The organism is Isoptericola sp. NPDC056573, assembly GCF_042793335.1.
GTDB lineage: Bacteria > Actinomycetota > Actinomycetes > Actinomycetales > Cellulomonadaceae > Isoptericola.
Genome location: NZ_JBHTUY010000012.1, coordinates 1 through 19809 on the forward strand (window position 1 = coordinate 1; position 19809 = coordinate 19809).

Consider the following 19809-nt stretch of genomic DNA (forward strand, 5'->3'; position numbering starts at 1 on the left):
GGACCGCACGTGATGCGGTCCGCCCTCTCGTGCTACCTCGGCGAGTCCAGGGCGGCGTCGACGACGAGCGTCAGGGGCGGGCGGGGGTCGGTCGGGTCGTGGCGGGCGATCGCGTGGAGCAGCAGGCCCTCGTAGGCGCCGGAGACGGCGATCATCGCCGCGCGCGCGTCGGCGGCCCCGAGGCGGCCCACCATCCGCTCGCCCCAGTCGAGGAGCGCCTCGCGGCCGCGGTCGACGCGCCCGCGGAGGTCGGGGTCGTGGCTCGCCTCCAGGAAGAGGACGAGGCGGGCGGTCGTGGCGGCGCGGTCGGGGCCGGTCGCCTGCGCGAAGCCGGCGCACAGCATGTCGACGAAGTCGGCCGCAGACCGGGGTTCCGGCGCGGCGGACAGGCCCGCCAGGTCGCGGGCGGCGAGCTCGTCGGAGACGCCCGCCAGCAGCGCGGCGCGGGTGCGGAAGTAGTTCGACGTCGAACCGCGGGGGAGCCCGGCGCGCTCGTCGACGCGTCCGTGGGTGAGGGCGCGGAGCCCCTCGGTGCCGAGCAGGTCCACCGCCGCGTCGAGCGCGCGGCGTCGGGGCGGGATGCTGGTGGTCACCACGGCACCCTAACCCCGGTACTACAGATCTAGTGACATGGCACTATGAACGTAGTACCGTCGAGGGATGGACGAGAACGTGGTGGGCGAGGGGCGGGCCGCCTCGGCGCGGCCCGAGACGTCGGCCGAGGTGCCGATGCCCGAGCTCGCCGGCGTCACCCACCGGTGGGTCGACGTCGACGGGCTCGCGATGCACGTCGTCGAGCAGGGGACCGGGGACCCGGTGCTGCTGCTCCACGGGTTCCCGGAGCACTGGTGGGAGTGGCGCGGCGTCATCGGACCGCTCGCCCACGACCACCGGGTCGTGTGCCCCGACCTGCGCGGGTTCGGCTGGACCGACGCGCCGCCGGACGGCTACACGCGCGACCGGCTCCTGGCCGACGTCGTCGGCCTGCTCGACGCGCTCGCCGTCGACCGGACGCACATCGTCGCGCACGACTGGGGCGCGCTGGTCGGCTTCCACCTGTGCCTCGAGCGACCCGACCGCGCCGTCTCGTTGCTGAGCATGGGCGTGCCCCACCTGTGGCTGCGGTTCGACCCGCGACTGCTGCTCATGATGCGGCACACCTGGTTCCAGGTGGTCATCGCCTCGCGACTGACCGGACCGCGCGCCCTGTCGCGGGGCCGGCAGCGGCTGCCGCGCCACCTGCTCCAGGAGTACGGCAGCGACGCGCCCGTGATGACGGAGGCCGACGTCGAGGCGTACCTCGCGCCCTTGCGGCAGCCCGCGGGCGCGCGCGCCGGCTCGGCGCTCTGTCGAGACTTCGTGCGGCGCGAGCTGTGGGCGGTGCTGCGCGGCGCCTACCGCGACCAGCACCTGGCCGCGCCGACCGTGGCGCTGCTCGGCGAGAACGACATCCTCAGCGACCCCGCGCTGCTCGGCGGCTACGAGGAGCACGCCGACGACCTCACCGTCGACGTGCTCCCCGGGGTCTCGCACTTCATGGTCGACGAGCGTCCGGACCTCGTCGTCGACCGCGCGCGGGAGCTGTTCGCCCGCGCAACGTGACGGTGCTCAGGTGCTCAGACGTCGGCCGAGTGCGCGCCGGTGACGGGCGGGTCGGCCGACCACGGGAACGTGATCCACAGGTCGGTGTCCCGCCAGGAGTAGTCCGGCCGGATGATCGTGCGGGGCTTGGTGTAGAGCACCACCGACCGGGCGTCGGCGCCCTGCTTCGCGAGCATGTCCATGACGAGCGCGAGGGTGCGGCCGGAGTCGGCGACGTCGTCCACGACGAGCACCTTGGACCCGGGCAGCTCGGACGTGTCCATGAGCGGCGGGAGCACGCGCGGGTCGTCGAGGGTCTTGCCGATGTCGGTGTAGAACTCGACGTTCATCGTGCCCACGCCCTTGGTTCCCAGGGCGTACGCCATCGCGCCGCCGGGCACCAGGCCGCCGCGCGCGACGGCGATCACGACGTCGGGCAGGAAGCCGCTGTCGACGACCTGCTGGGCGAGCTCGCGGATCGCGACGGGCAGCAGGGTCCAGGTGAGGACCTCGCGCTCGGGGGCGACGTCGGCGTCGGCGGGCACGGTCGCTTCGGCGGGGGTGGGCTCTGCGCTCATGGCACCCGAGACTACGCGCGACGGCGGGCCCCCGTGACCGGGGGCCCGCCGTCGTGGTGGGGCCGACCTGCAGCCGACCTGCACGGCCGTCGTCGTGACGTGCTCGACGTCACGACGACGGCGGGAGGTCACTGCGCGTCGAGGATGTCCACGACGAAGACCAGCGGCTGGCCGGCGAGCTCGTTGTCGTCGCTCTTCTCGGCGCCGTACGCCTGGTCGGCGGGGATGACGAGCAGCACCTGGCTGCCGACGGTCTGCCCGGCGAGGCCGTCCGTCCAGCCGGCGATGACCTGCTGGAGCGAGAACGAGCTCGGGGTGCCGCGGTCCCACGACGAGTCGAACGACTCGCCGTCGAGCGTCCAGCCCGTGTACTGCGCGGTGACCGTCTGGTCCTTCTCGACCTTGGCGCCGTCGCCCTTGATCAGGGTCTGCGCGACGAGGTCCTTGGGCGCCTCGTAGCCGTCCGGGATCTCCACCGAGGGCTTGCCGGAGTCGTCCAGCGTGACCGCCGGCAGGCCCTTCTCGGGCTCGACGGCCGTGCCCTCGGCGCGCGTCGGGATCTTCGTCGCGTCCGTGATCTCGACGAGGTTGACCATGGTCGCCGTCGAGCCGTCCTGGCCCTGCACGGGGTTGGCCACGAGGAGGCGCGTCCCGACCTTCTGCCCGGTCAGCGGCTCGGTCAGCACGCCGTAGTTCGCGTCGCCGAGGATGAAGCTCTGCGGGGTCTTCTGCTCCCAGGTGGAGCCCTGGGTGGAGCCGTCGGTGCCGAGGAAGGCGACGGTGTCCATGGTGATCTTCATGCCCTCGGTGAGGTCGGCGCCGTCGCCCTCGTCGATCACGCGCGACGTGGGCACCGAGACCTCGAGCGGGGTCTTGAAGGTCACCTTCGGCTCCGCACCGGCCTTGCCCTCGACCTTCACGGTCTCGAGCGCGGCGACGTCCTCCTTCGTCGGCTCCGGAGCCTCGGTGGCCGGGGACGACGACGCGGAGGCGGACGGCGTGGCGCCGTCACCGGAGGAGTCGTCGGCGCAGGCGGTCAGGGTCAGGGCCGCGGCCAGCGCCAGCGCGGCAGCGGCGGCGGACGTGCGGAGCTTCACGGGGAGTCCTTCGGTCGGCGGGGACGAACCGGGCCACTGTAACGGCACGACCTGACCGCGCCGTCCAGGGTCCGCCGGGACCACCGCCGGGCGGACCGGCCGGCCCTCGCCGGGCGACAATGGGTGCCATGCCGTCCCGCCGACCCTCCCGCAAGCGCCCCTGGGGCGCCGAGACCCCGCCGCTCGACCTCGACCGTGCCCTCGGCGGCGTGCGGCGGGAGAGCGCGGCGGACGGCGAGTGGACGGTGCGGCGGCTGCGCGGCGGGGACAAGGCGTACCGGTGCCCCGCGTGCCGGCAGGAGATCCCGGCGGGCACCCCGCACGTCGTCGCGTGGCAGCGCGACGCGGTCGGGGGAGAGGCCGCGGGCCTCGAGGACCGCCGGCACTGGCACTCCTCCTGCTGGGAGCGGCGCGCCCGGCTGCGCTGAACGCCCCGCAGGACCGGCCTGGAACGCCCGGCCGAACTACGCTGGAGGCGATGAACGACGACGCCACCGGCCACCAGATCCGCTCCCTCACGATGCTCCCCGCCCGCCGTGAGGACGTCGAGCTGCACACCGCGGACGGGCTCACGCTCGTCGGCGAGCTCGCCCTCCCGGCCGACCGGGACCCGGTCGCGACCCTCCTCACGTTCCACCCCCTGCCCACGCACGGCGGTTACATGGACTCGCACGTGTACCGCAAGGCGGCCTGGCGGCTCCCCGCGCTCGCGGACCTCGCCGTCCTGCGCTTCAACACCCGCGGCACGTCCTCGCCGCGCGGCACGTCCGACGGCGCGTTCGACGGCGGCGAGGCGGAGCGCTACGACGTCGCCGCCGCGATCGAGCTCGCGGAGTTCCGCGAGCTGCCGCGGCCGTGGCTCGTCGGGTGGTCGTTCGGCACGGAGCTGGTGCTCAAGCACGGCACCGACCCGGCCGTCGAGGGCGCGATCCTGCTGTCGCCGCCGCTGCACCGCGCCACGGACGCCGACCTCGACCGCTGGGCCTCCTTCGGCCGCCCGCTGGTCGTGCTGGTGCCCGAGCACGACGACTACCTGCGTCCCGACGAGGCCCGCCGGCGGTTCGCGCGCGTCCCGCAGGCCGAGGTGATCGGCGTCGACGGCGCGAAGCACCTGTGGGTCGGGGAGCCGGCGGTGCGCCGGGTGCTCGACGAGATCGTCGGGCACGTGCTGCCCGGCCACGCCCCGCTGCCCACGCACTACGACGGCGAGGCGCAGCAGGCAGAGACGGTGCCGCGGTGACACGGCACACCCCCCGCAGCGGCCGGCTCGGCCCGCCGAGGTGAACCGCTGACGACATCCCTGACGACATCCCTGACGACATCCCTGACGACACTGCTGACGACGAGGAGTCGACGATGACCACCCCCTCCGCGCTCCTGGCGACCTACCCGCTCCACGACGGGGCGGGCACGCCGGTCCTGCTGCTGCACGGCTTCCCGCTGGACCACCGCATGTGGGCGGCCGCGGCGCAGGCCCTGCCCGAGGGGGTGCGCGCCCTCGGCGTGGACCTGCCCGGTCAGGGGCACTCCGACCTCGGCGGCATCCCGCCGCGGCTCGAGGACGTCGCCGACGCCGTGCACCGCACCATGCGGGAGCAGGGCGAGGGCAACGCGGTCGTGGTCGGTCTGTCGATGGGCGGCTACGTGGCGCTCGCCCTGGCGGAGCGCCATCCGGGGTTCGTCGTCGGGCTCGGGCTCGTCGACACCAAGTCGACCGCCGACCTCGACGCCGCGCGCGCCAACCGGCTGCGGATCGCGGACGCCGTCACCGCGGGGCAGACGCTCGACCCGGTGCTCAGCATGCCCGGCGCGCTGCTCGGGCCGACGAGCGTGGAGCGGCGGAGGAACCTCTTCCCGCTGCTGGAGTCATGGATCCGTGCGCAGTCGCCGTCGGGCGTCGCCTGGGCGCAGCGCGCGATGGCGGCCCGTCCGGACCGCACCGACGTGCTGCGCACGTTCGACGGCCCCGTCTCCGTGGTGGTCGGGGCGGAGGACCAGGTGACCCCGCTCGTCGAGGCCGAGCACATGGTGCACGCCGCGCGGGACGGCGCGCTCACCGTCGTCCCGGCCGCCGGTCACATGAGCGCGGTCGAGGACCCGGCGACCGTCGCCGCCGCGATCGCGCTGCTGCACCGGCGCGTGGCCGAGCGCACCAACCCGCCCCGCTGGCCCTGGCAGTACCGCCCGGCCCCGACCAGCTGACGCGCCGGGCGGACGAGACGCCGCGGGCCCGCCACCGAACGGTGGCGGGCCCGCGGCGTCGGGGCGGGGTCGCTCAGGCCTTGGACGGGGCCGGAGACTCCTCCTCGACGTCGGCCTCGGCCTCGGTCGTCGCCTCGGTCTCGGTCTTCGCGGCGGTGTCGTCGCCGTCGGCGGTGTCCTGGGGCGCCGCGTCGTCCGGCTGCGCGTCGAGGGCCTCGGCGCCCTGCTCGTCCGCCTGCTCGTCCGCCTGCTCGTCCGCCTCCGGCTCGACGTCGGCGGTCTGGTCGACCGTCTTCGCCTGCGGGGCCGGGGGTGCCGGGACGGCCTTCTGCACCAGGGCGACGGGCTGGCCCGCGCCGGCCGGGGTCTCGGACTTCTCCGTGCCGAGCAGGCCGCGGAGCTCCTCGAGGTAGGAGTTGATCGAGTCGTGCCGGCGGGTGAGGTCCTCGAGCTGGCGGGTGGCCGTGGAGCGGTGGTTCTCCGCCTCGACGCGCGCGTCGTTGACCATCTGCTCGGTGAACTCCCGCGCCTCGGCGACGATCCCGTCCGCGGTGCGGCGGGCGTCCGCGACCAGGGACTTCACGTACGCGTCGGACTCCGCGCGGACCTTCTCCGCCTGCTGCAGGGCCAGGGCGACGCGCTGCTCGGCCTCCGCCGCGTGCTCCTCGGCGGCGCGGACGAGCAGGTCCGTCTCCTGGCGTGCGGTCTCGTGCCGCGCGGCGGCCTCGTGCTCCACCTGCTCGCGGCGCTGCGCGATCTCGAGCTCGGCGTCGGCCAGCGCGGCACGGGCCTGCTCGCGCAGCTGCTCGAGCTCGGTCGTCACGGCGTCGGACGCCTCGGCGGCCTGGTGCTTGGCCTCGGCGACGATGCGGGCGGCCTCGCGGCGGGTGCGCTCCAGGAGATCGCTCGACTCGCGGTCGGCCTCCTCGCGCTGCGCCGCGGCCTCGGCGGCGGCCTGGGCCCGCTGCTGCGCGGTGTCCCGCTCGGCGGCGACCCGCAGCTCGGTGGTCTCGCGCTCCGCGGTGGAGCGCTGCACGCCGATCTCGCGCTCGAGGGTGGCGCGCCGCTCGCTCTCCTCCGCGGACAGGGTGCTGGTGATGAGGGCGGCCTCGCGCTCGGCGGATCCCACGAGCTCCTCGGCGCGGCGCTGGGCGGCGAGCAGGGTGCCCTCCGCCTCGGCGGCCGTGGTGGACCGGATCTCCTCCGCCTCGCGGCGGGCGCTGCCCAGCAGCTCGGAGGCCTCGGACTCCGCGCGGGCGCGCACCTGGCCCGCGGACAGCTTGGCGCGCGCCATGATGTCGGCAGCCTGCTGGTTCGCCTGCGTGAGGACCTCGGTGGACTGCTCCTCCGCGGACCGCAGGAGCCGCTCGACGCGCGAGCCGAGCCCGGCGTACGAGGGCTTCTCGTTCTCCCGCAGCTGGCGCTGCGCGAGCGCGAGCTCCGAGGAGATCTGCATGGCGCGCGCGTCGGTGCTCTCGACGTTCCGGCGGGCCTCCTCGAGCGCCTGCTCGAGTCGGGCGATGTGACCGTCCACCTGCGGGCGGTCGTAACCGCGCATGGTGATCGGGAAGAGCGTGCGCTCGTCGGACACGTGCAGACCTCCGTACATGGTGGGTGCCCCGGCGTCGCCAGGATAGTGGCGGGGGCAGGGCGCCGATACTCGGGACATTCTGGCCCTCGCGGGACGAGTCGGACATCCTCCCACGCCGGGTCGGTGCGGCGCCACGGCGTCGCCACGGCAGTGTTCCACGGGTCGTGACGACGCGCAGGAGCCCGGGCGCGTCGGTCGTACGCGAGTCGTGAAGGGTTGGTGAACCGCACCCTGCCAGGGCGGTCACGTGGACGGAGCCCGCCGCGCCGTCCCTATGCTGGACTGTCCACGTCGAAGGGAAAGCTCGGTGCTGCAACGCATTCTGGGCGGTGTCCTGGTCCTGGTCGGACTGGCAGCCGCCGCGCTCGGTGTCGCCTCGGCCACGGTCTGGCGCGACACCGACACGGTGGTCGCCACGGCCAAGCCGACCGGTGACGGCACGCTCGTCGTCACCGACCCCGGTGTCCTCGGGCTCGTCGGTGGCGACGTCACCGTGAGCGCGTCCGTCCCCGAGGGTCAGAAGGTCACCCTCGCCGTCGGTCGCGACGTCGACGTCAAGGGGTGGGTCGGCAACGACCCGTACTCGCGCGTGACGGGTCTGAGCGACTGGGAGAACCTCTCCGTCGCGGCGGGCGAGCCGGCCGACGCCGACGCCGAGACCAACGAGGCGCCGGAGTCCGGCCCCGACCCGGCAGGGTCGGACATGTGGGTGGCCGAGGCCACCGACGAGAACAGCGTCACGCTGCGCTGGAGCGACCGCCCCGGCAGCTGGACGCTCCTCGCCGCCGGCGTCGGCAAGGGCGCGCAGGCGCCGACCCTCGAGCTCAGCTGGCCGCGCACCGTGAGCACGCCCTACCTGTGGCCCGGCGTCGGGGTGGGCGCCGTGCTGGTGCTCGCCGGGGCCCTGCTGCTCGTGCTGGGGGGACGGCGTACCCGCGCCCGCCAGGCCGACCTCGCCGAGCAGGGCGCGGGCGACGAGACCGCCACCGACCTCCACGACGGGCCGTCGGCAGGTGGCCTCGGGGCGCCGTTCGCCCCGGTGCGCCCGTCGACCGAGTCCGCCGGCCCCTGGTCGCCGGCGACACCCGCCGGGCCGTCGGTGGACGACGTCCCGCCCGTCGAGCCCGCGCCGGACGGCGAGAGCGAGGACGACTCCCGGGAGGACGGCACCGCCCGCGACTCGGCCTCCGGCACGGCCGAGGTACCGCTCGCCGGCCGGCTCCTGCGCCGGTCGCGACGCCGCCAGCGCGAGGAGACCGCCGACGCGGCTGTCGACGCACCGGCGTCGTCGGCCGACCCGGCGCCCGAGGCGACGCCGGTCGGCGTCGACGCGGCGGCGCCCGCGCCGTTCGGCAGCCTGCCCGCCCCGGCGGTGCCGGTGCCGGCGGAGGCGTCCGTGCACGAGCCCGTGCCGGCCGAGCCGACGACCGCCACCGGCGCCCTGCGCATGACGCGGCGGGAGCTGCGTGCCCAGGAGGAGGCCCGGCGGGCCGCGGAGCAGGGCGGGATGACCCGCATGCTGCGCGCCATCACGGGCTCGATCCCCACGGTGCGCCCGGCGCAGCCCGACCAGGCGTCCGAGCAGGGCGCACCCCGACCCGACACCTCCACGCCCGCGGGGCGCGCCGCCGCCTGGCGCGCCACCTGGGGCTTCGGCGACGCCACCCGCACCGGGCAGGCCGCCGACCCGACGACCGACGACGACGGGGAGAACCGATGAACCGCCGTACCACCCGCGGCCTGGCCGTGGCGAGCGCCCTCGTCGTGTCGACGACGCTGCTCGCCGGCTGCGCCGACGAGCTGCCCCAGCCCCAGCCCGGCGAGGCCGTCGGCGGGCCCGTGCTGACCGAGGAGCAGGACACCCAGGTGTTCACCGCGGTCGCGGACACGGTCGCGAAGGCCGACAAGGCCCTCAAGGGCAAGGATCTCAAGGCGCGCGTGACCGGCCCGGCGTACGAGGTGCGCACCAGCCAGCTCGCGGTCGCGAAGAAGCGGGACAACGCGGAGTTCGTCACGGACATCCCGAGCGAGTCCCAGCAGATGATCATCCCCACCACCGAGGGGTGGCCGCGCACGAGCTTCTCCATCACGGCCAGCACCGAGGACCTCGAGACGCCGCGCCTCGTCGCGTTCGAGCAGGGGTCCGCGCGCGCCGACTACAAGATGTGGTCGTGGGTGCAGCTCATCCCGGGGCAGAGCATGCCGTACTTCGCCGACTCGGCCGTGGGCTCGGCCGCCGTCGCGGGGGACGACGACTCCCTGGCGGCGTCCCCGGTCGACGCCCTCGCGCAGTACGCGGACCTCGTCACCCTCGGGGCCAAGAAGTCGTCCTTCGCGAAGGGCTTCGAGCTGCCCGACGGCGACCTGGTCGCGGCCGTCGCGGCCGACGCGGCGGCGTGGAAGGAGGTCGACGGCTTCGAGGAGTCCGGGACCGAGTACACGCAGAAGTACAAGGCGCGCAAGGACGAGGTCCGTGCCGTCCGCACGGCCGACGGCGGGGCGCTCGTCATGGGCGTCCTCGACGGCACGACCACGGTCAAGGCCGAGGACGAGGCCAAGGTGCCCGCCCTCTCCGAGACGCAGAAGGCGCTGCTCGGCGACGCCGCGCAGACCAACGTGCTGAAGACCGAGTACACGGACATGGTCGCGCTGTACGTCCCGGCCAAGGGCTCGGACGAGAAGATCCGGCCGCTCGGGTACTCGCACGTGGCGACGGCGGCCTCGAACTGACGCTCCGCTCGTAGGATGGCGCCCATGACCAACCCCACGCCCGACCCGACCTTCAGCACGCGTGGCGCCGTCGACCTGTCGGCGCTCAACCGCCCGCAGTCGCCGCCCCCGGGGGAGCCCGGTGGGGCGCCGTCGGCGGGCGGCTACGTGCTGGACGTCACGGACGCGAACTTCCAGCAGGTGGTACAGGACTCGACCACGTACCCCGTGGTCATGCTGCTGTGGATCCCCACCGACAAGGCCAACGCCGACCTCGGCGAGCTGCTGGGCCGGCTCGCGGAGGAGTACGCCGGCAGGTTCCTGCTCGGCCGTCTCGACGCGCAGGCGTACCCCCAGGTGGCCGCGGCCTTCCAGGTGCAGGGCGTGCCGACCGTCGTCGCGGTGCTGCAGGGCCAGCCGCTCCCGCTGTTCCAGGGCGCGGCGCCCGAGGAGCAGGTGCGCGGCGTGCTGGACCAGGTGCTGGCCGCGGCCGAGCAGAACGGCGTCACGGGACGCGCCCCGGCCCAGGGCGCCGAGGGCGAGGAGCCCGCCGAGGCCGCCGACCAGGAGCCGGTCGAGGAGCCGCTGCCGCCGCTGCACCAGGAGGCGTACGACGCGATCGAGCGCGACGACCTCGACACCGCCGTCGCCGCGTACGAGAAGGCGATCAAGCAGGACCCGAAGGACGCCCTCGCGGTGGCCGGGCTCGCGCAGGTGCGCCTGCTGCAGCGCACGCGCGGCGTCGACCTCCAGACGGCCCGGACCGCGGCGGCCGACGCCCCGGCCGACCTCGACGCGCAGCTGGGCGTGGCCGACATGGACATGCTCGGCGGCAAGGTGGAGGACGCCTTCGCCCGGCTGCTCGAGCTGCTCCCCGGTGCCGACGCGGACGCCAAGGAGAAGCTGCGCGTGCGGCTGGTCGAGTACTTCGAGATCGTCGGCCCCACCGACCCCCGCGTGGTCAAGGCCCGTCAGCGCCTGGCGATCAGCCTCTACTGACGGCTCTGCCTGACCGGCGGCTCTACCGATCGGCGGGGCGCAGCACCAGCGCGCCGAGCGGCGGCACCCGCAGCGTGACGGAGTGCCGCCGCCCCTTCCACGGCACGTCCTGGGCGTGCACGCGGCCGAGGTTGCCGACGCCGGAGCCGCCGTAGACCTCGGCGTCCGTGTTGAGGACCTCGTCCCAGGCGCCGCCGTCGGGCAGTGCGAGCCGGTAGCCCTCGTGCGGGACGCCCGCGAAGTTCACGACCACGACGACGGGGGCGCCGTCGGCGGACCGGCGCACCCACGAGAGCGTGTCGTGGTCGGCGTCGTCGGCGTCGAGCCACTCGAAGCCGGCGGCGTCGAAGTCCCGCTCCCAGAGGGCGGGCGTGGCGCGGTAGACCGCGTTGAGTTCGCGCACCAGGCGCTGCACGCCGGCGTGGCCCGGGGTCTCGAGCAGCCACCAGTCGAGGCCGGAGCCCTCGTCCCACTCGGCGTCCTGCGCGAACTCCTGCCCCATGAACAGCAGCTGCTTGCCCGGGTGGGTCCACTGGTAGGCGAGGAAGGCGCGCACCCCGGCGAGCTGCTTCCACCGGTCGCCCGGCATGCGGCGCAGCAGCGAGCCCTTGCCGTGCACCACCTCGTCGTGGCTGATCGGCAGCACGTACTGCTCCGAGAACGCGTAGACCAGCGAGAACGTCAGCTCGTGGTGGTGGTAGCGCCGGTACATCGGGTCGTGCGCGACGTACCGCAGGCCGTCGTTCATCCAGCCCATGTTCCACTTCAGCCCGAAACCGAGCCCGCCCGCGTCGGTGGGCCGGGTGACGCCGGGGAAGGCCGTGGACTCCTCGGCGATCATCATGACGCCGGGGGAGCGGCGGTAGGCGGTGGCGTTGGCCTCCTGCAGGAACGCGATGGCCTCGAGGTTCTCCCGCCCGCCGCGGACGTTCGGCTCCCACTCGCCGGGCTTGCGCGAGTAGTCGAGGTAGAGCATCGACGCCACGGCGTCCACGCGCAGGCCGTCGGCGTGGAACTCCTCGAACCAGTACGTCGCGTTGGCGACGAGGAAGTTGCGCACCTCGCGGCGGCCGAAGTCGAAGACGAGCGTGCCCCAGTCGGGCTGCTCCCCGCGGCGGGGGTCCGGGTGCTCGTACAGCGGGCCGCCGTCGAACCGCGCGAGGGCGAACTCGTCGCGGGGGAAGTGGCCGGGCACCCAGTCGAGGATGACGCCGACGCCGGCCCGGTGCAGGCGGTCCACGAGGTAGCGGAAGTCGTCGGGGTGCCCGAACCGCGCCGTCGGCGCGTAGTAGCCGGTCACCTGGTAGCCCCACGACCCGCCGAAGGGGTGCTCCGCCACGGGCAGCAGCTCGACGTGGGTGAAGCCCTGCTCGACGACGTACGAGGTCAGCTCCTCCGCGAGCTCCCGGTAGCCGAGACCCGGCCGCCACGAGCCCAGGTGCACCTCGTAGACGCTCACCGGGCCGGAGTGCGGGTCGGTCGCCGCGCGGCGTGCCATCCACTCGCCGTCCGACCACTCGTACGCCGAGTCGACGACGACCGACGCCGTGGCGGGCGGCACCTGGGTGCCCTTGGCGAGCGGGTCGGCCTTGGCCCGCCACACGCGGTCGGCGCCCAGCACCTCGAACTTGTACCGGGTGCCCTCGCCCACGCCGGGCACGAACAGCTCCCAGACCCCGCTCGCGCCGAGCGAGCGCATCGGGTGCACCGTGGTCCAGCGGTTGTGGTCGCCCACCAGCCGCACGCCCCGGGCGTTCGGCGCCCAGACGGCGAACGCCGTCCCGTCGACGTCGCCCAGCGCGCTCGGGAACCGGCGGGGGTTGGCGCCGAGCGCCCGCCACAGCTCCTCGTGCCGGCCCTCGGCGATCAGGTGCAGGTCCACCTCGCCCAGCGTGGGCAGGAAGCGGTACGGGTCGTCGACGGTCTGCACGTCGTCGTCGTACCGCGTGCGGACCCGGTAGTCCGGCGCGTGGCGCCCGCCGCCGGCGTCCACGCCCGCCGGTACCACCGACTCCCACACCCCCGCGGCCACGTGCCCGGCCGGGTGCTCGCCGTCCGTGGTCACGACGGTCACCTCGTCGGCCAGCGGCCGCAGCACGCGCACGACCGCCCAGGCCCGGTCGGCCGGCGTCCCCGGGTCGTCCAGCAGGTGCGGACCGAGCACGGTGTGCGGGTCGTGCAGGGTGCCCTGCGCGAGGGCGGTCAGCACCTCGGGGTCGACGGGCGGTGGTGCGGGGGCGGCGGCGGACCCGGTCATGGCCTCACTGTTCCACGTCGGTCGGGCGACTACCGGGTGGACACGTCGCCGGCGGCCTCGACCGTGCCCCGCGGCGGCGCCGTCGACCCGCGGACCAGCAGCCGGGGGAACGGTGCGGTGCGGGTGGTCGGCACGGTGCCCTCGACGGCGTCGAGCACCGCCTCGCCGATCAGCCGTCCCATGCCGTGCACGTCGTGGTGCATCGCGGACAGCGGGGGCGAGGACAGCCGGCACAGCGCGGAGTCGTCCCACGCGACGATCGACAGGTCCTCGGGCACCCGCAGGCCCGCGGAGCGGGCGTGCTCGAGGCCGCCGATGGCCATGACGTCGTTGTCGTAGACGACGGCGGTGGGCCGGGGGTCGAGCCCGAGCAGCTCGTCGGTGGCGCGGGCGCCGGACTCCTCGGTGTACTCGCCCTCGACGACGTGCGGCACGACGCCGGCGGTGCGGCAGCGCTCCAGGAACGCGTCCGTGCGGGTGCGGGTGTGCGCGAACACCGCCGGCCCGGTCACGCGCGCGACGACGGAGTGCCCGAGGTCGGCGAGGTAGCCGACGGCGTCCCGGGCGGGGCGGGCGTTGTCGATCCACACGTGCGGCGCGTCGTCCTCGGGCCGCGGGCCGCCCGCGACGACGTAGGGCAGCCCGAGCTCGCGCAGGGTGGCGGGGCGGGGGTCGTCGGTGCGGACGTTGGTGACGACGACGGCGCCGACGGTGCCGTTGCGGGTCCAGCGGGCGTACGTGGCGAGCTCGGCGTCGAGGTCGTGGACGACGTGCAGCAGCAGGGACCGGTCGGTCGCGGTGAGCACCTCCTCGATCCCCGCCACGAGCTCCATGAAGAACGGCTCGATGGCGAGGAGCCGGGCCGGACGGGCGAGGACCAGGCCGACGACGTCGGGGGACGGGGAGGGCTGCACGGCCACACCGTACCCGGGCCCGGGCCCGACGCCACTCGTTCGGAAGGCGAACAAAGATCGGCGTCCCGCGCCGCGGATCGCGGAACGGAGCACGGGCGGCGCCGGTCCGCGTCGACACGACAGGGCCTGGGATCATGCCGATTCTCTCCGACCGGGGACTCTCTGTCGTCCCGAATTCCGGTCCACCTCTTGCGCGAACTTTGTTAAACCGGCTACAAAAGTCTCTGCCGGCTCGCAGGCTCGCCGCACCGATGGGGGTGCGGGCTCGAGGAGCGGCACGGGTGTCGCCAAGGACGGCGACCGACAGAAGGACTCCTGATGACCGACATGACACGACGCCGTGCCCGTCGCCGGGTGCTCACCGGGGTCGCCGCGGCCTCGGCAGCCCTGCTCGCGCTGACCGCCTGCTCGGGCGGCGGCTCCGGCGGGGGCGGCGCCTCGCCGTCGGGCGGGGGCACGGACGCATCGATCACCGTGTTCAACGGAGCGACCGGCACGATCAACGAGAACTGGAACCCGTTCTCGCCCACCGCCCTGCAGCCCACCCTCGGCGTGATCTACGAGCCGCTGTTCTGGTACAACCTCGCCGAGACGTCCGACCCCACGCCGCTGCTGGGCACGGAGTTCTCCTGGAACGACGACGGCACCGAGCTGACGATCACCACCCGGGAGGGCGTGAGCTGGTCCGACGGCGAGCCGTTCACCGCGAAGGACGTGGCGTTCACGTTCAACCTCATCCAGAAGACCCCGGAGCTCAACACGTCCGGCCTGTCGGCCACGGCCGAGGCGACGGACGACACCCACGTGGTGCTGACGTTCCCGGAGAAGAACTCGTTCATGCAGGAGGCGCAGGTCCTGGGCAACCAGGCGATCGTGCCCGAGCACGTGTGGTCCGGCATCGACGACCCGATCACGACGATCAACCCCGACCCCGTGGGGACGGGTGCCTACAAGCTCAAGGACTTCACCCCGCAGAGCTACGTGCTCGAGAAGAACCCGGAGTACTGGGAGGAGGGCAAGCCCTCCGTCTCGGAGGTCCGTTACATCTCGCTCGACACGGCCGACGCCGCGTCGGCGGCGCTGCTCGCGGGCGACGTCGACTGGATGAGCTCGTTCCTGCCGGGCCTCGACAAGATGCTCAAGGACAACCAGGAGATCTCGTACGTCAACACCCCGGCGCTGACGACGTCGATCTACACCTGCTCGAGCACGGACCTCGGGTGCGAGGGGCCGCAGACGGACCCGGCCGTGCGCCAGGCCATCTACTGGGCGCTCGACCGTGACCAGCTCAACCAGCTGGCCGGCGGCGGGTTCGCCGGGACGGGCTCGCCGACGCTCCTGCTGCCCGAGCGCGACGCCGACTGGATCGCCGACCCCGCCAACCTCGAGACCCCGGCGGGTGCCGACGTCGACAAGGCGAACCAGATCCTCGACGACGCGGGCTGGACCACGGGCTCCGACGGCGTGCGCACCAAGGACGGCGAGCGGCTGAGCATGACGATCCAGACCGTCACGGGCTGGTCGGACTTCATCTCCCTCAACGACACGATGAAGCAGCAGCTCGCCGCCGTGGGCATCGAGCTGGAGCCATCGCAGCTCGCGTGGAACGAGTGGAACGACAACCAGGTCAAGGGGACCTACCAGCTCTCCCTCGACTCGATCGGCCTCGGCGCGTCGGACAACCCGTACTACACGTACAACGGCAAGTACTCCTCGACGAACTCGGCGAAGGTCGGCGAGATGGCGTCGGGCGGCAACTACGCGCGCTACTCCAACGAGAAGGTCGACGCCGCGATCAGGGCCGCGTCGGAGACCTCGGACGAGGCGGAGCAGAAGGCGCAGTACGCGATCGTCCAGGACGAGATCGTCACCGACCTGCCGTACATCCCGATCTACATCAACTCCACCCTCACGGAGTTCAACAACACCCGGGTGACCGGCTGGCCGGACAACGAGAACAAGTACGCGTTCGCCGCGTCCTGGAAGGCCTGGGACAACGGCATCGTCCTCAAGACCATCCAGCCGGCCGGCTGACGTGCGGGCGCCGAGGAGGAAGACCGCGAGGTCAACGACATGACGTTCGTCGCACGCAAGCTCGGGTTCTACCTCGTCGCCCTCTGGGCGGCGCTGACCCTGAACTTCCTGATCCCACGGCTCATGCCGGGCAACCCGGTGGACCAGCTGGTGTCCAAGCTGGCCCAGAAGGGCCAGGTCACCCCGGCCACCCGGCACGCCATCGAGCTCCTCCTCGGCGCCGACACGTCGTCGCCGCTGTGGCAGCAGTACGTGGACTACCTGCGCCAGCTCGCCCAGGGCGACCTCGGCGTCTCGGTCTCGTACTTCCCGGCACCGGTGACGCAGGTGATCTCCCAGACCCTGCCCTGGACGGTGGGCCTCATCGGGCTGTCCACGATCATCTCGTTCGTGCTCGGCGTCGGGCTGGGCACGCTGGCGGGCTGGCGGCGGGGGTCGTGGCTGGACAACCTCATCCCGGTCACGACGATGTTCCAGTCGGTGCCGTACTTCTGGCTGGCCCTGGTGCTGCTGTACGTCTTCGGCTCGATGTGGCAGGTGTTCCCGCTCCACGGGGGCTACGACGTCTACACGACGTCGCCCGGCTGGAACGCGGCGTTCATCGGCTCGGTGATCTACTACGGCACCCTGCCCGCGCTGACCATCGTGCTGTCGTCGATCGGCGGCTGGATGCTCGGGATGCGCAACATGATGGTGTCGACGCTGTCCGAGGACTTCATCGTCACCGCGGAGGCCAAGGGGCTCCGGCGCGGGCGCATCATGCGGACCTACGCGGCGCGCAACGCCGTCCTGCCGTCGATCGCGGGCTTCGCGATCTCGCTCGGCTTCGTCGTCGGCGGCTCCATCGTCACCGAGGCGGTCTTCAGCTACCCGGGTGTCGGATCGGCCCTGCTCTCCGCGGTCAACAGCAGCGACTACGCCCTGATGCAGGGGATCTTCCTCGTCATCACGCTCTCCGTGCTGGGCGCCAACCTCCTGGTCGATCTCCTGTACTCGGTGATCGACCCCCGAACCCGCGCGCGCGGCTGACGCGGCCGAGACACCGCAGAGAAAGGACGGATCGATGTCGATCACCTCCTCCGAGATCGTCGACGCGGCGAGCGTCGACGCGCCCGCCGGGGCGCCGCCCCCGGGCGGCGGGCGGCGCCGGGTCCCGCTGCCGCCGCTCACCCCGAAGCTCGTCGTGGGCCTGTCGATCGTGGTGGCCTTCGTGCTCTTCGGGCTGCTGGGCCCGCTGGTCGTGCAGGACCCGTCGGCCGTGGACAGCATCGGGATGACCGCGCCGAGCGCGGACCACCTGCTCGGGACCACGCAGACGGGCCAGGACGTGCTGGCCCAGATGGCCTACGCGACCCGGGGCTCGTTGCTCATCGGGGCGATCGTCGGCGTGCTCACGCTCGTGCTGTCCGCCTTCTTCGGCGTGGTCGGCGCGTACGCGGGCGGGCTCACCGACGAGGCGTTCTCGCTGCTCTCGAACGTCATGCTCGTGATCCCGGGCCTGCCGCTGGTGATCGTCATCTCCAGCTACGTGCAGGACAAGAGCATCTTGCTGGTCGCGCTCGTGCTGGCGATCACGGGGTGGGCGGGGTCGGCGCGCGTGCTGCGCGGCTTCACCCTCAGCGTGCGGGGGCGGGACTACGTGCTCGCCGCCCGCGTGGCGGGGGAGCGGCCCTGGCGCGTGCTCGTCGTCGAGATCCTGCCGAACCTCATCCCGCTGCTGGCGTCCCAGGTGGTCATGGCCGTCATCTTCGCCATCCTGGGTGAGGCCGGCCTGTCGTTCCTCGGCCTCGGCGCCACGGGCTCGTTCACGTGGGGCACGATGCTGTACTACGCGCAGAACGGGCTGGCCCTGCGCCTCGGGGCGTGGTGGTGGTTCGTGCCGCCGGGCCTGGCGATCGCCGTCTTCGGCGCGGCGCTGTCCCTCGTCAACTACTCGATCGACGAGATCATCAACCCCAAGCTGCGCAGCCAGACCCGCGCGGAGCGCAAGGGCTGGCGACGCCGGGCCCGGACCGCGGCGGTCGCGACCGACCCGACGGAGGTGGCCGCATGAGCGCGGCGACGCAGGTCGCGGCTCCCGCGACGGGGACCGCACGCCCCCCGGTGCTCTCGATCGAGGGGCTCAGCATCACCTACCAGACGGCCACGCCGGTGCACGCCGTGCGCGACGTCAGCCTCGAGCTCGGCCGGGGCGAGGTGCTGGGCCTGGCGGGCGAGTCGGGCTGCGGCAAGTCGACCCTGGCATACGGCGTGACACGGCTCCTCAAGCCGCCGGCCGAGGTGACCGCCGGGTCGGTCGAGTTCCACTCCCGCGAGGGGTACGCGCTCGACGTCATGCGCATGGACGGCGAGGAGCTGCGGCAGTTCCGCTGGTCGAAGATCTCCATGGTCTTCCAGGGCGCGATGAACTCGCTCAACCCGGTGAAGAAGGTCCGCGACCAGCTCGACGACGTGCTCACCACCCACCGGCCCGGCATGTCGAAGGCCCAGCGGCGCACGCTGTGCGGAGAGCTGCTCGAGCGTGTGGGCGTGGAGCGCAACCGGCTCACCGCGTACCCGCACGAGCTGTCGGGCGGGATGCGGCAGCGCGTGATGATCGCGATGGCGATGGCGCTCGACCCCCAGGTGATGATCATGGACGAGCCGACGACGGCGCTCGACGTCGTCGTCCAGCGGGAGATCCTGCAGGAGATCGGGCGGCTGCGCGACGAGCTCGGCTTCGCGGTCATGTTCATCACGCACGACCTGCCGCTGCTGCTCGAGATCAGCGACCGCATCGCGGTGATGCGGGAGGGCCGGGTGGTGGAGCTCGCCGACGCGCTCACGCTCTACACCAGCCCGCAGCACGAGTACACGCGCACGCTGCTGTCGTCGTTCCCCAGCCTGACCGGGGAGCGCGGCGGGTTCGTGCGGCACGGGTCGCGGGCGGTGCCCGCCGGCACGGCCACGACCCGGCACGACGCCGAGGAGGAGAGGGCATGACCACGCTCGAGGTGCGCGACGTCACCAAGGTGTACAAGCTGCGCTCCGGCTTCCGGTCCGCCGACCTGCGGGCCGTGGACGGCGTGTCCTTCCGGCTCGACCCGGGCCGGACGACCGCGCTGGTCGGGCAGTCCGGTTCCGGCAAGTCGACGGTCGCGAAGATGCTCATGCACCTGGAGCGCCCGACGTCGGGCCAGATCCTCGTCGACGACGCCCGGGTGGGGCGGGGGCGCCGCGCCGAGGTGGCGTACCGCAGCAGGGTGCAGATGGTGTTCCAGGACCCGTTCGGCTCGCTCAACCCGTACCACTCGGTGGGGCACCACCTGGAGCGCCCGGTGCGGCTGCACCACCCGCGCCTGGGCGACACGGAGGTCCACGAGCGGGTGCTCGCGCTGCTGCGGCGCGTGCGGCTGGACCCCGCGGAGGACTACGCGCAGCGGCGGCCGCACGAGCTGTCCGGCGGCCAGCGGCAGCGCGTGGCCATCGCCCGCGCGCTCGCCCCGGAGCCGGGGATCCTCGTGGCCGACGAGCCCGTCTCGATGCTCGACGTGTCCATCCGGCTCGGCGTCCTCAACCTGCTGGCCTCGCTGCAGGAGGAGGACGACCTGGGGGTCCTGTACATCACCCACGACCTGGCGACCGCGCGGCACTTCTCCGACGAGATCCTGGTGATGCACCGGGGCGCGATCGTGGAGCGCGGACCGGCCGACGACGTCATCCTGCGCCCGCAGCACGACTACACCAAGACGCTCCGAGCGGCCTCTCCCGACCCGGAGCGGCGTCTCGCGGAGCTCGCGTGACCCCGCGCCGTGCGCGGAACGGTGCGCGGCGCCCAGGTCGTGACACCCTGAGCCGGGAGGTTGAC

At 73.5% G+C, this 19809-nt stretch carries 18 protein-coding genes; 12 read left to right on the forward strand and 6 right to left on the reverse strand.

Translation table 11 applies throughout. The features are described from left to right. Positions 1-32: 32 nt before the first annotated feature. Complete coding sequence (locus tag ACFQ8E_RS18435) at positions 33-593, reverse strand: TetR/AcrR family transcriptional regulator (RefSeq protein WP_430552022.1); 561 nt, start codon at positions 591-593, stop codon at positions 33-35. 67 nt (positions 594-660) lie between these two features. Between ACFQ8E_RS18435 and ACFQ8E_RS18440 the strand changes: the two genes are divergently transcribed. Then, the gene (locus tag ACFQ8E_RS18440; protein WP_430552023.1) at positions 661-1602 is read left to right on the forward strand and encodes an alpha/beta fold hydrolase; all 942 of its coding nucleotides are present in this window, start codon (positions 661-663) and stop codon (positions 1600-1602) included. Positions 1603-1616: 14 nt separating this feature from the next. Here ACFQ8E_RS18440 and ACFQ8E_RS18445 read toward each other — a convergent pair whose 3' ends face one another. Both ACFQ8E_RS18445 and ACFQ8E_RS18450 read right to left on the reverse strand, forming a co-directional pair. Continuing rightward, positions 1617-2159 (reverse strand): phosphoribosyltransferase, encoded by a 543-nt coding sequence (locus ACFQ8E_RS18445; protein WP_430552024.1) that lies wholly within the window; start codon positions 2157-2159, stop codon positions 1617-1619. Between the two features lie 128 nt (positions 2160-2287). Then, the gene (locus ACFQ8E_RS18450; protein WP_430552025.1) at positions 2288-3256 is read right to left on the reverse strand and encodes an FKBP-type peptidyl-prolyl cis-trans isomerase; all 969 of its coding nucleotides are present in this window, start codon (positions 3254-3256) and stop codon (positions 2288-2290) included. 128 nt (positions 3257-3384) lie between these two features. Here ACFQ8E_RS18450 and ACFQ8E_RS18455 point away from each other — a divergent pair, with 128 nt between their 5' ends. From ACFQ8E_RS18455 to ACFQ8E_RS18465, 3 genes are all read left to right on the forward strand, one after another. Further along, the gene (locus tag ACFQ8E_RS18455; protein ID WP_430552026.1) at positions 3385-3684 is read left to right on the forward strand and encodes a hypothetical protein; all 300 of its coding nucleotides are present in this window, start codon (positions 3385-3387) and stop codon (positions 3682-3684) included. A 50-nt stretch (positions 3685-3734) separates the two neighbouring features. Further along, on the forward strand, positions 3735-4496 hold the full coding sequence (locus ACFQ8E_RS18460; protein ID WP_430552027.1) for an alpha/beta hydrolase: 762 nt from the start codon (positions 3735-3737) through the stop codon (positions 4494-4496). Positions 4497-4612: 116 nt separating this feature from the next. After that, positions 4613-5458, forward strand: coding sequence for an alpha/beta fold hydrolase (locus tag ACFQ8E_RS18465; RefSeq protein ID WP_430552028.1), 846 nt, complete (start codon positions 4613-4615; stop codon positions 5456-5458). A gap of 73 nt (positions 5459-5531) precedes the next feature. Here the strand turns inward: ACFQ8E_RS18465 and ACFQ8E_RS18470 are convergent, their stop codons facing one another. Then, positions 5532-7049 carry a hypothetical protein gene (locus tag ACFQ8E_RS18470; protein WP_430552029.1) on the reverse strand — a complete coding sequence of 506 codons (1518 nt, stop codon included), beginning with the start codon at positions 7047-7049 and terminating at the stop codon, positions 5532-5534. Between the two features lie 307 nt (positions 7050-7356). On the opposite strand from ACFQ8E_RS18470, the gene ACFQ8E_RS18475 reads away from it, so the two are divergent. The 3 genes from ACFQ8E_RS18475 to ACFQ8E_RS18485 are packed head-to-tail and all read left to right on the forward strand — an operon-like array spanning position 7357 to position 10757. Continuing rightward, a complete protein-coding gene (locus tag ACFQ8E_RS18475; RefSeq protein WP_430552030.1) occupies positions 7357-8769 on the forward strand; it encodes a hypothetical protein in 1413 nt (470 codons plus the stop codon). Continuing rightward, entirely contained in the window at positions 8766-9779 is a 1014-nt protein-coding gene (locus tag ACFQ8E_RS18480) for a hypothetical protein (RefSeq protein WP_430552031.1), read from the forward strand. Before ACFQ8E_RS18475 ends, ACFQ8E_RS18480 begins: the two co-directional genes overlap by 4 nt. 24 nt (positions 9780-9803) lie before the next feature. Further along, a complete protein-coding gene (locus ACFQ8E_RS18485; protein WP_430552032.1) occupies positions 9804-10757 on the forward strand; it encodes a co-chaperone YbbN in 954 nt (317 codons plus the stop codon). A 22-nt stretch (positions 10758-10779) separates the two neighbouring features. On the opposite strand, the gene glgB is transcribed toward ACFQ8E_RS18485, so the two are convergent. Continuing rightward, positions 10780-13014, reverse strand: coding sequence for a 1,4-alpha-glucan branching protein GlgB (glgB, locus tag ACFQ8E_RS18490; RefSeq protein ID WP_430552033.1), 2235 nt, complete (start codon positions 13012-13014; stop codon positions 10780-10782). Between the two features lie 29 nt (positions 13015-13043). Next, positions 13044-13928: a LacI family DNA-binding transcriptional regulator gene (locus ACFQ8E_RS18495; protein ID WP_430552034.1), complete on the reverse strand. Its 885-nt coding sequence runs from the start codon at positions 13926-13928 to the stop codon at positions 13044-13046. A 318-nt stretch (positions 13929-14246) separates the two neighbouring features. Here ACFQ8E_RS18495 and ACFQ8E_RS18500 point away from each other — a divergent pair, with 318 nt between their 5' ends. The 5 genes from ACFQ8E_RS18500 to ACFQ8E_RS18520 are packed head-to-tail and all read left to right on the forward strand — an operon-like array spanning position 14247 to position 19744. Then, positions 14247-15962, forward strand: a complete 1716-nt coding sequence (locus ACFQ8E_RS18500) for an ABC transporter substrate-binding protein (protein WP_430552035.1) — start codon at positions 14247-14249, stop codon at positions 15960-15962. 39 nt (positions 15963-16001) lie between these two features. After that, positions 16002-16991, forward strand: coding sequence for an ABC transporter permease (locus tag ACFQ8E_RS18505; protein WP_430552036.1), 990 nt, complete (start codon positions 16002-16004; stop codon positions 16989-16991). Between the two features lie 34 nt (positions 16992-17025). Continuing rightward, entirely contained in the window at positions 17026-18015 is a 990-nt protein-coding gene (locus ACFQ8E_RS18510; protein ID WP_430552037.1) for an ABC transporter permease, read from the forward strand. Further along, positions 18012-18944, forward strand: coding sequence for an ABC transporter ATP-binding protein (locus tag ACFQ8E_RS18515; RefSeq protein ID WP_430552038.1), 933 nt, complete (start codon positions 18012-18014; stop codon positions 18942-18944). Before ACFQ8E_RS18510 ends, ACFQ8E_RS18515 begins: the two co-directional genes overlap by 4 nt. Continuing rightward, positions 18941-19744, forward strand: coding sequence for an ABC transporter ATP-binding protein (locus ACFQ8E_RS18520; protein ID WP_430552039.1), 804 nt, complete (start codon positions 18941-18943; stop codon positions 19742-19744). Before ACFQ8E_RS18515 ends, ACFQ8E_RS18520 begins: the two co-directional genes overlap by 4 nt. The last annotated feature ends 65 nt before the right edge of the window (positions 19745-19809 follow it).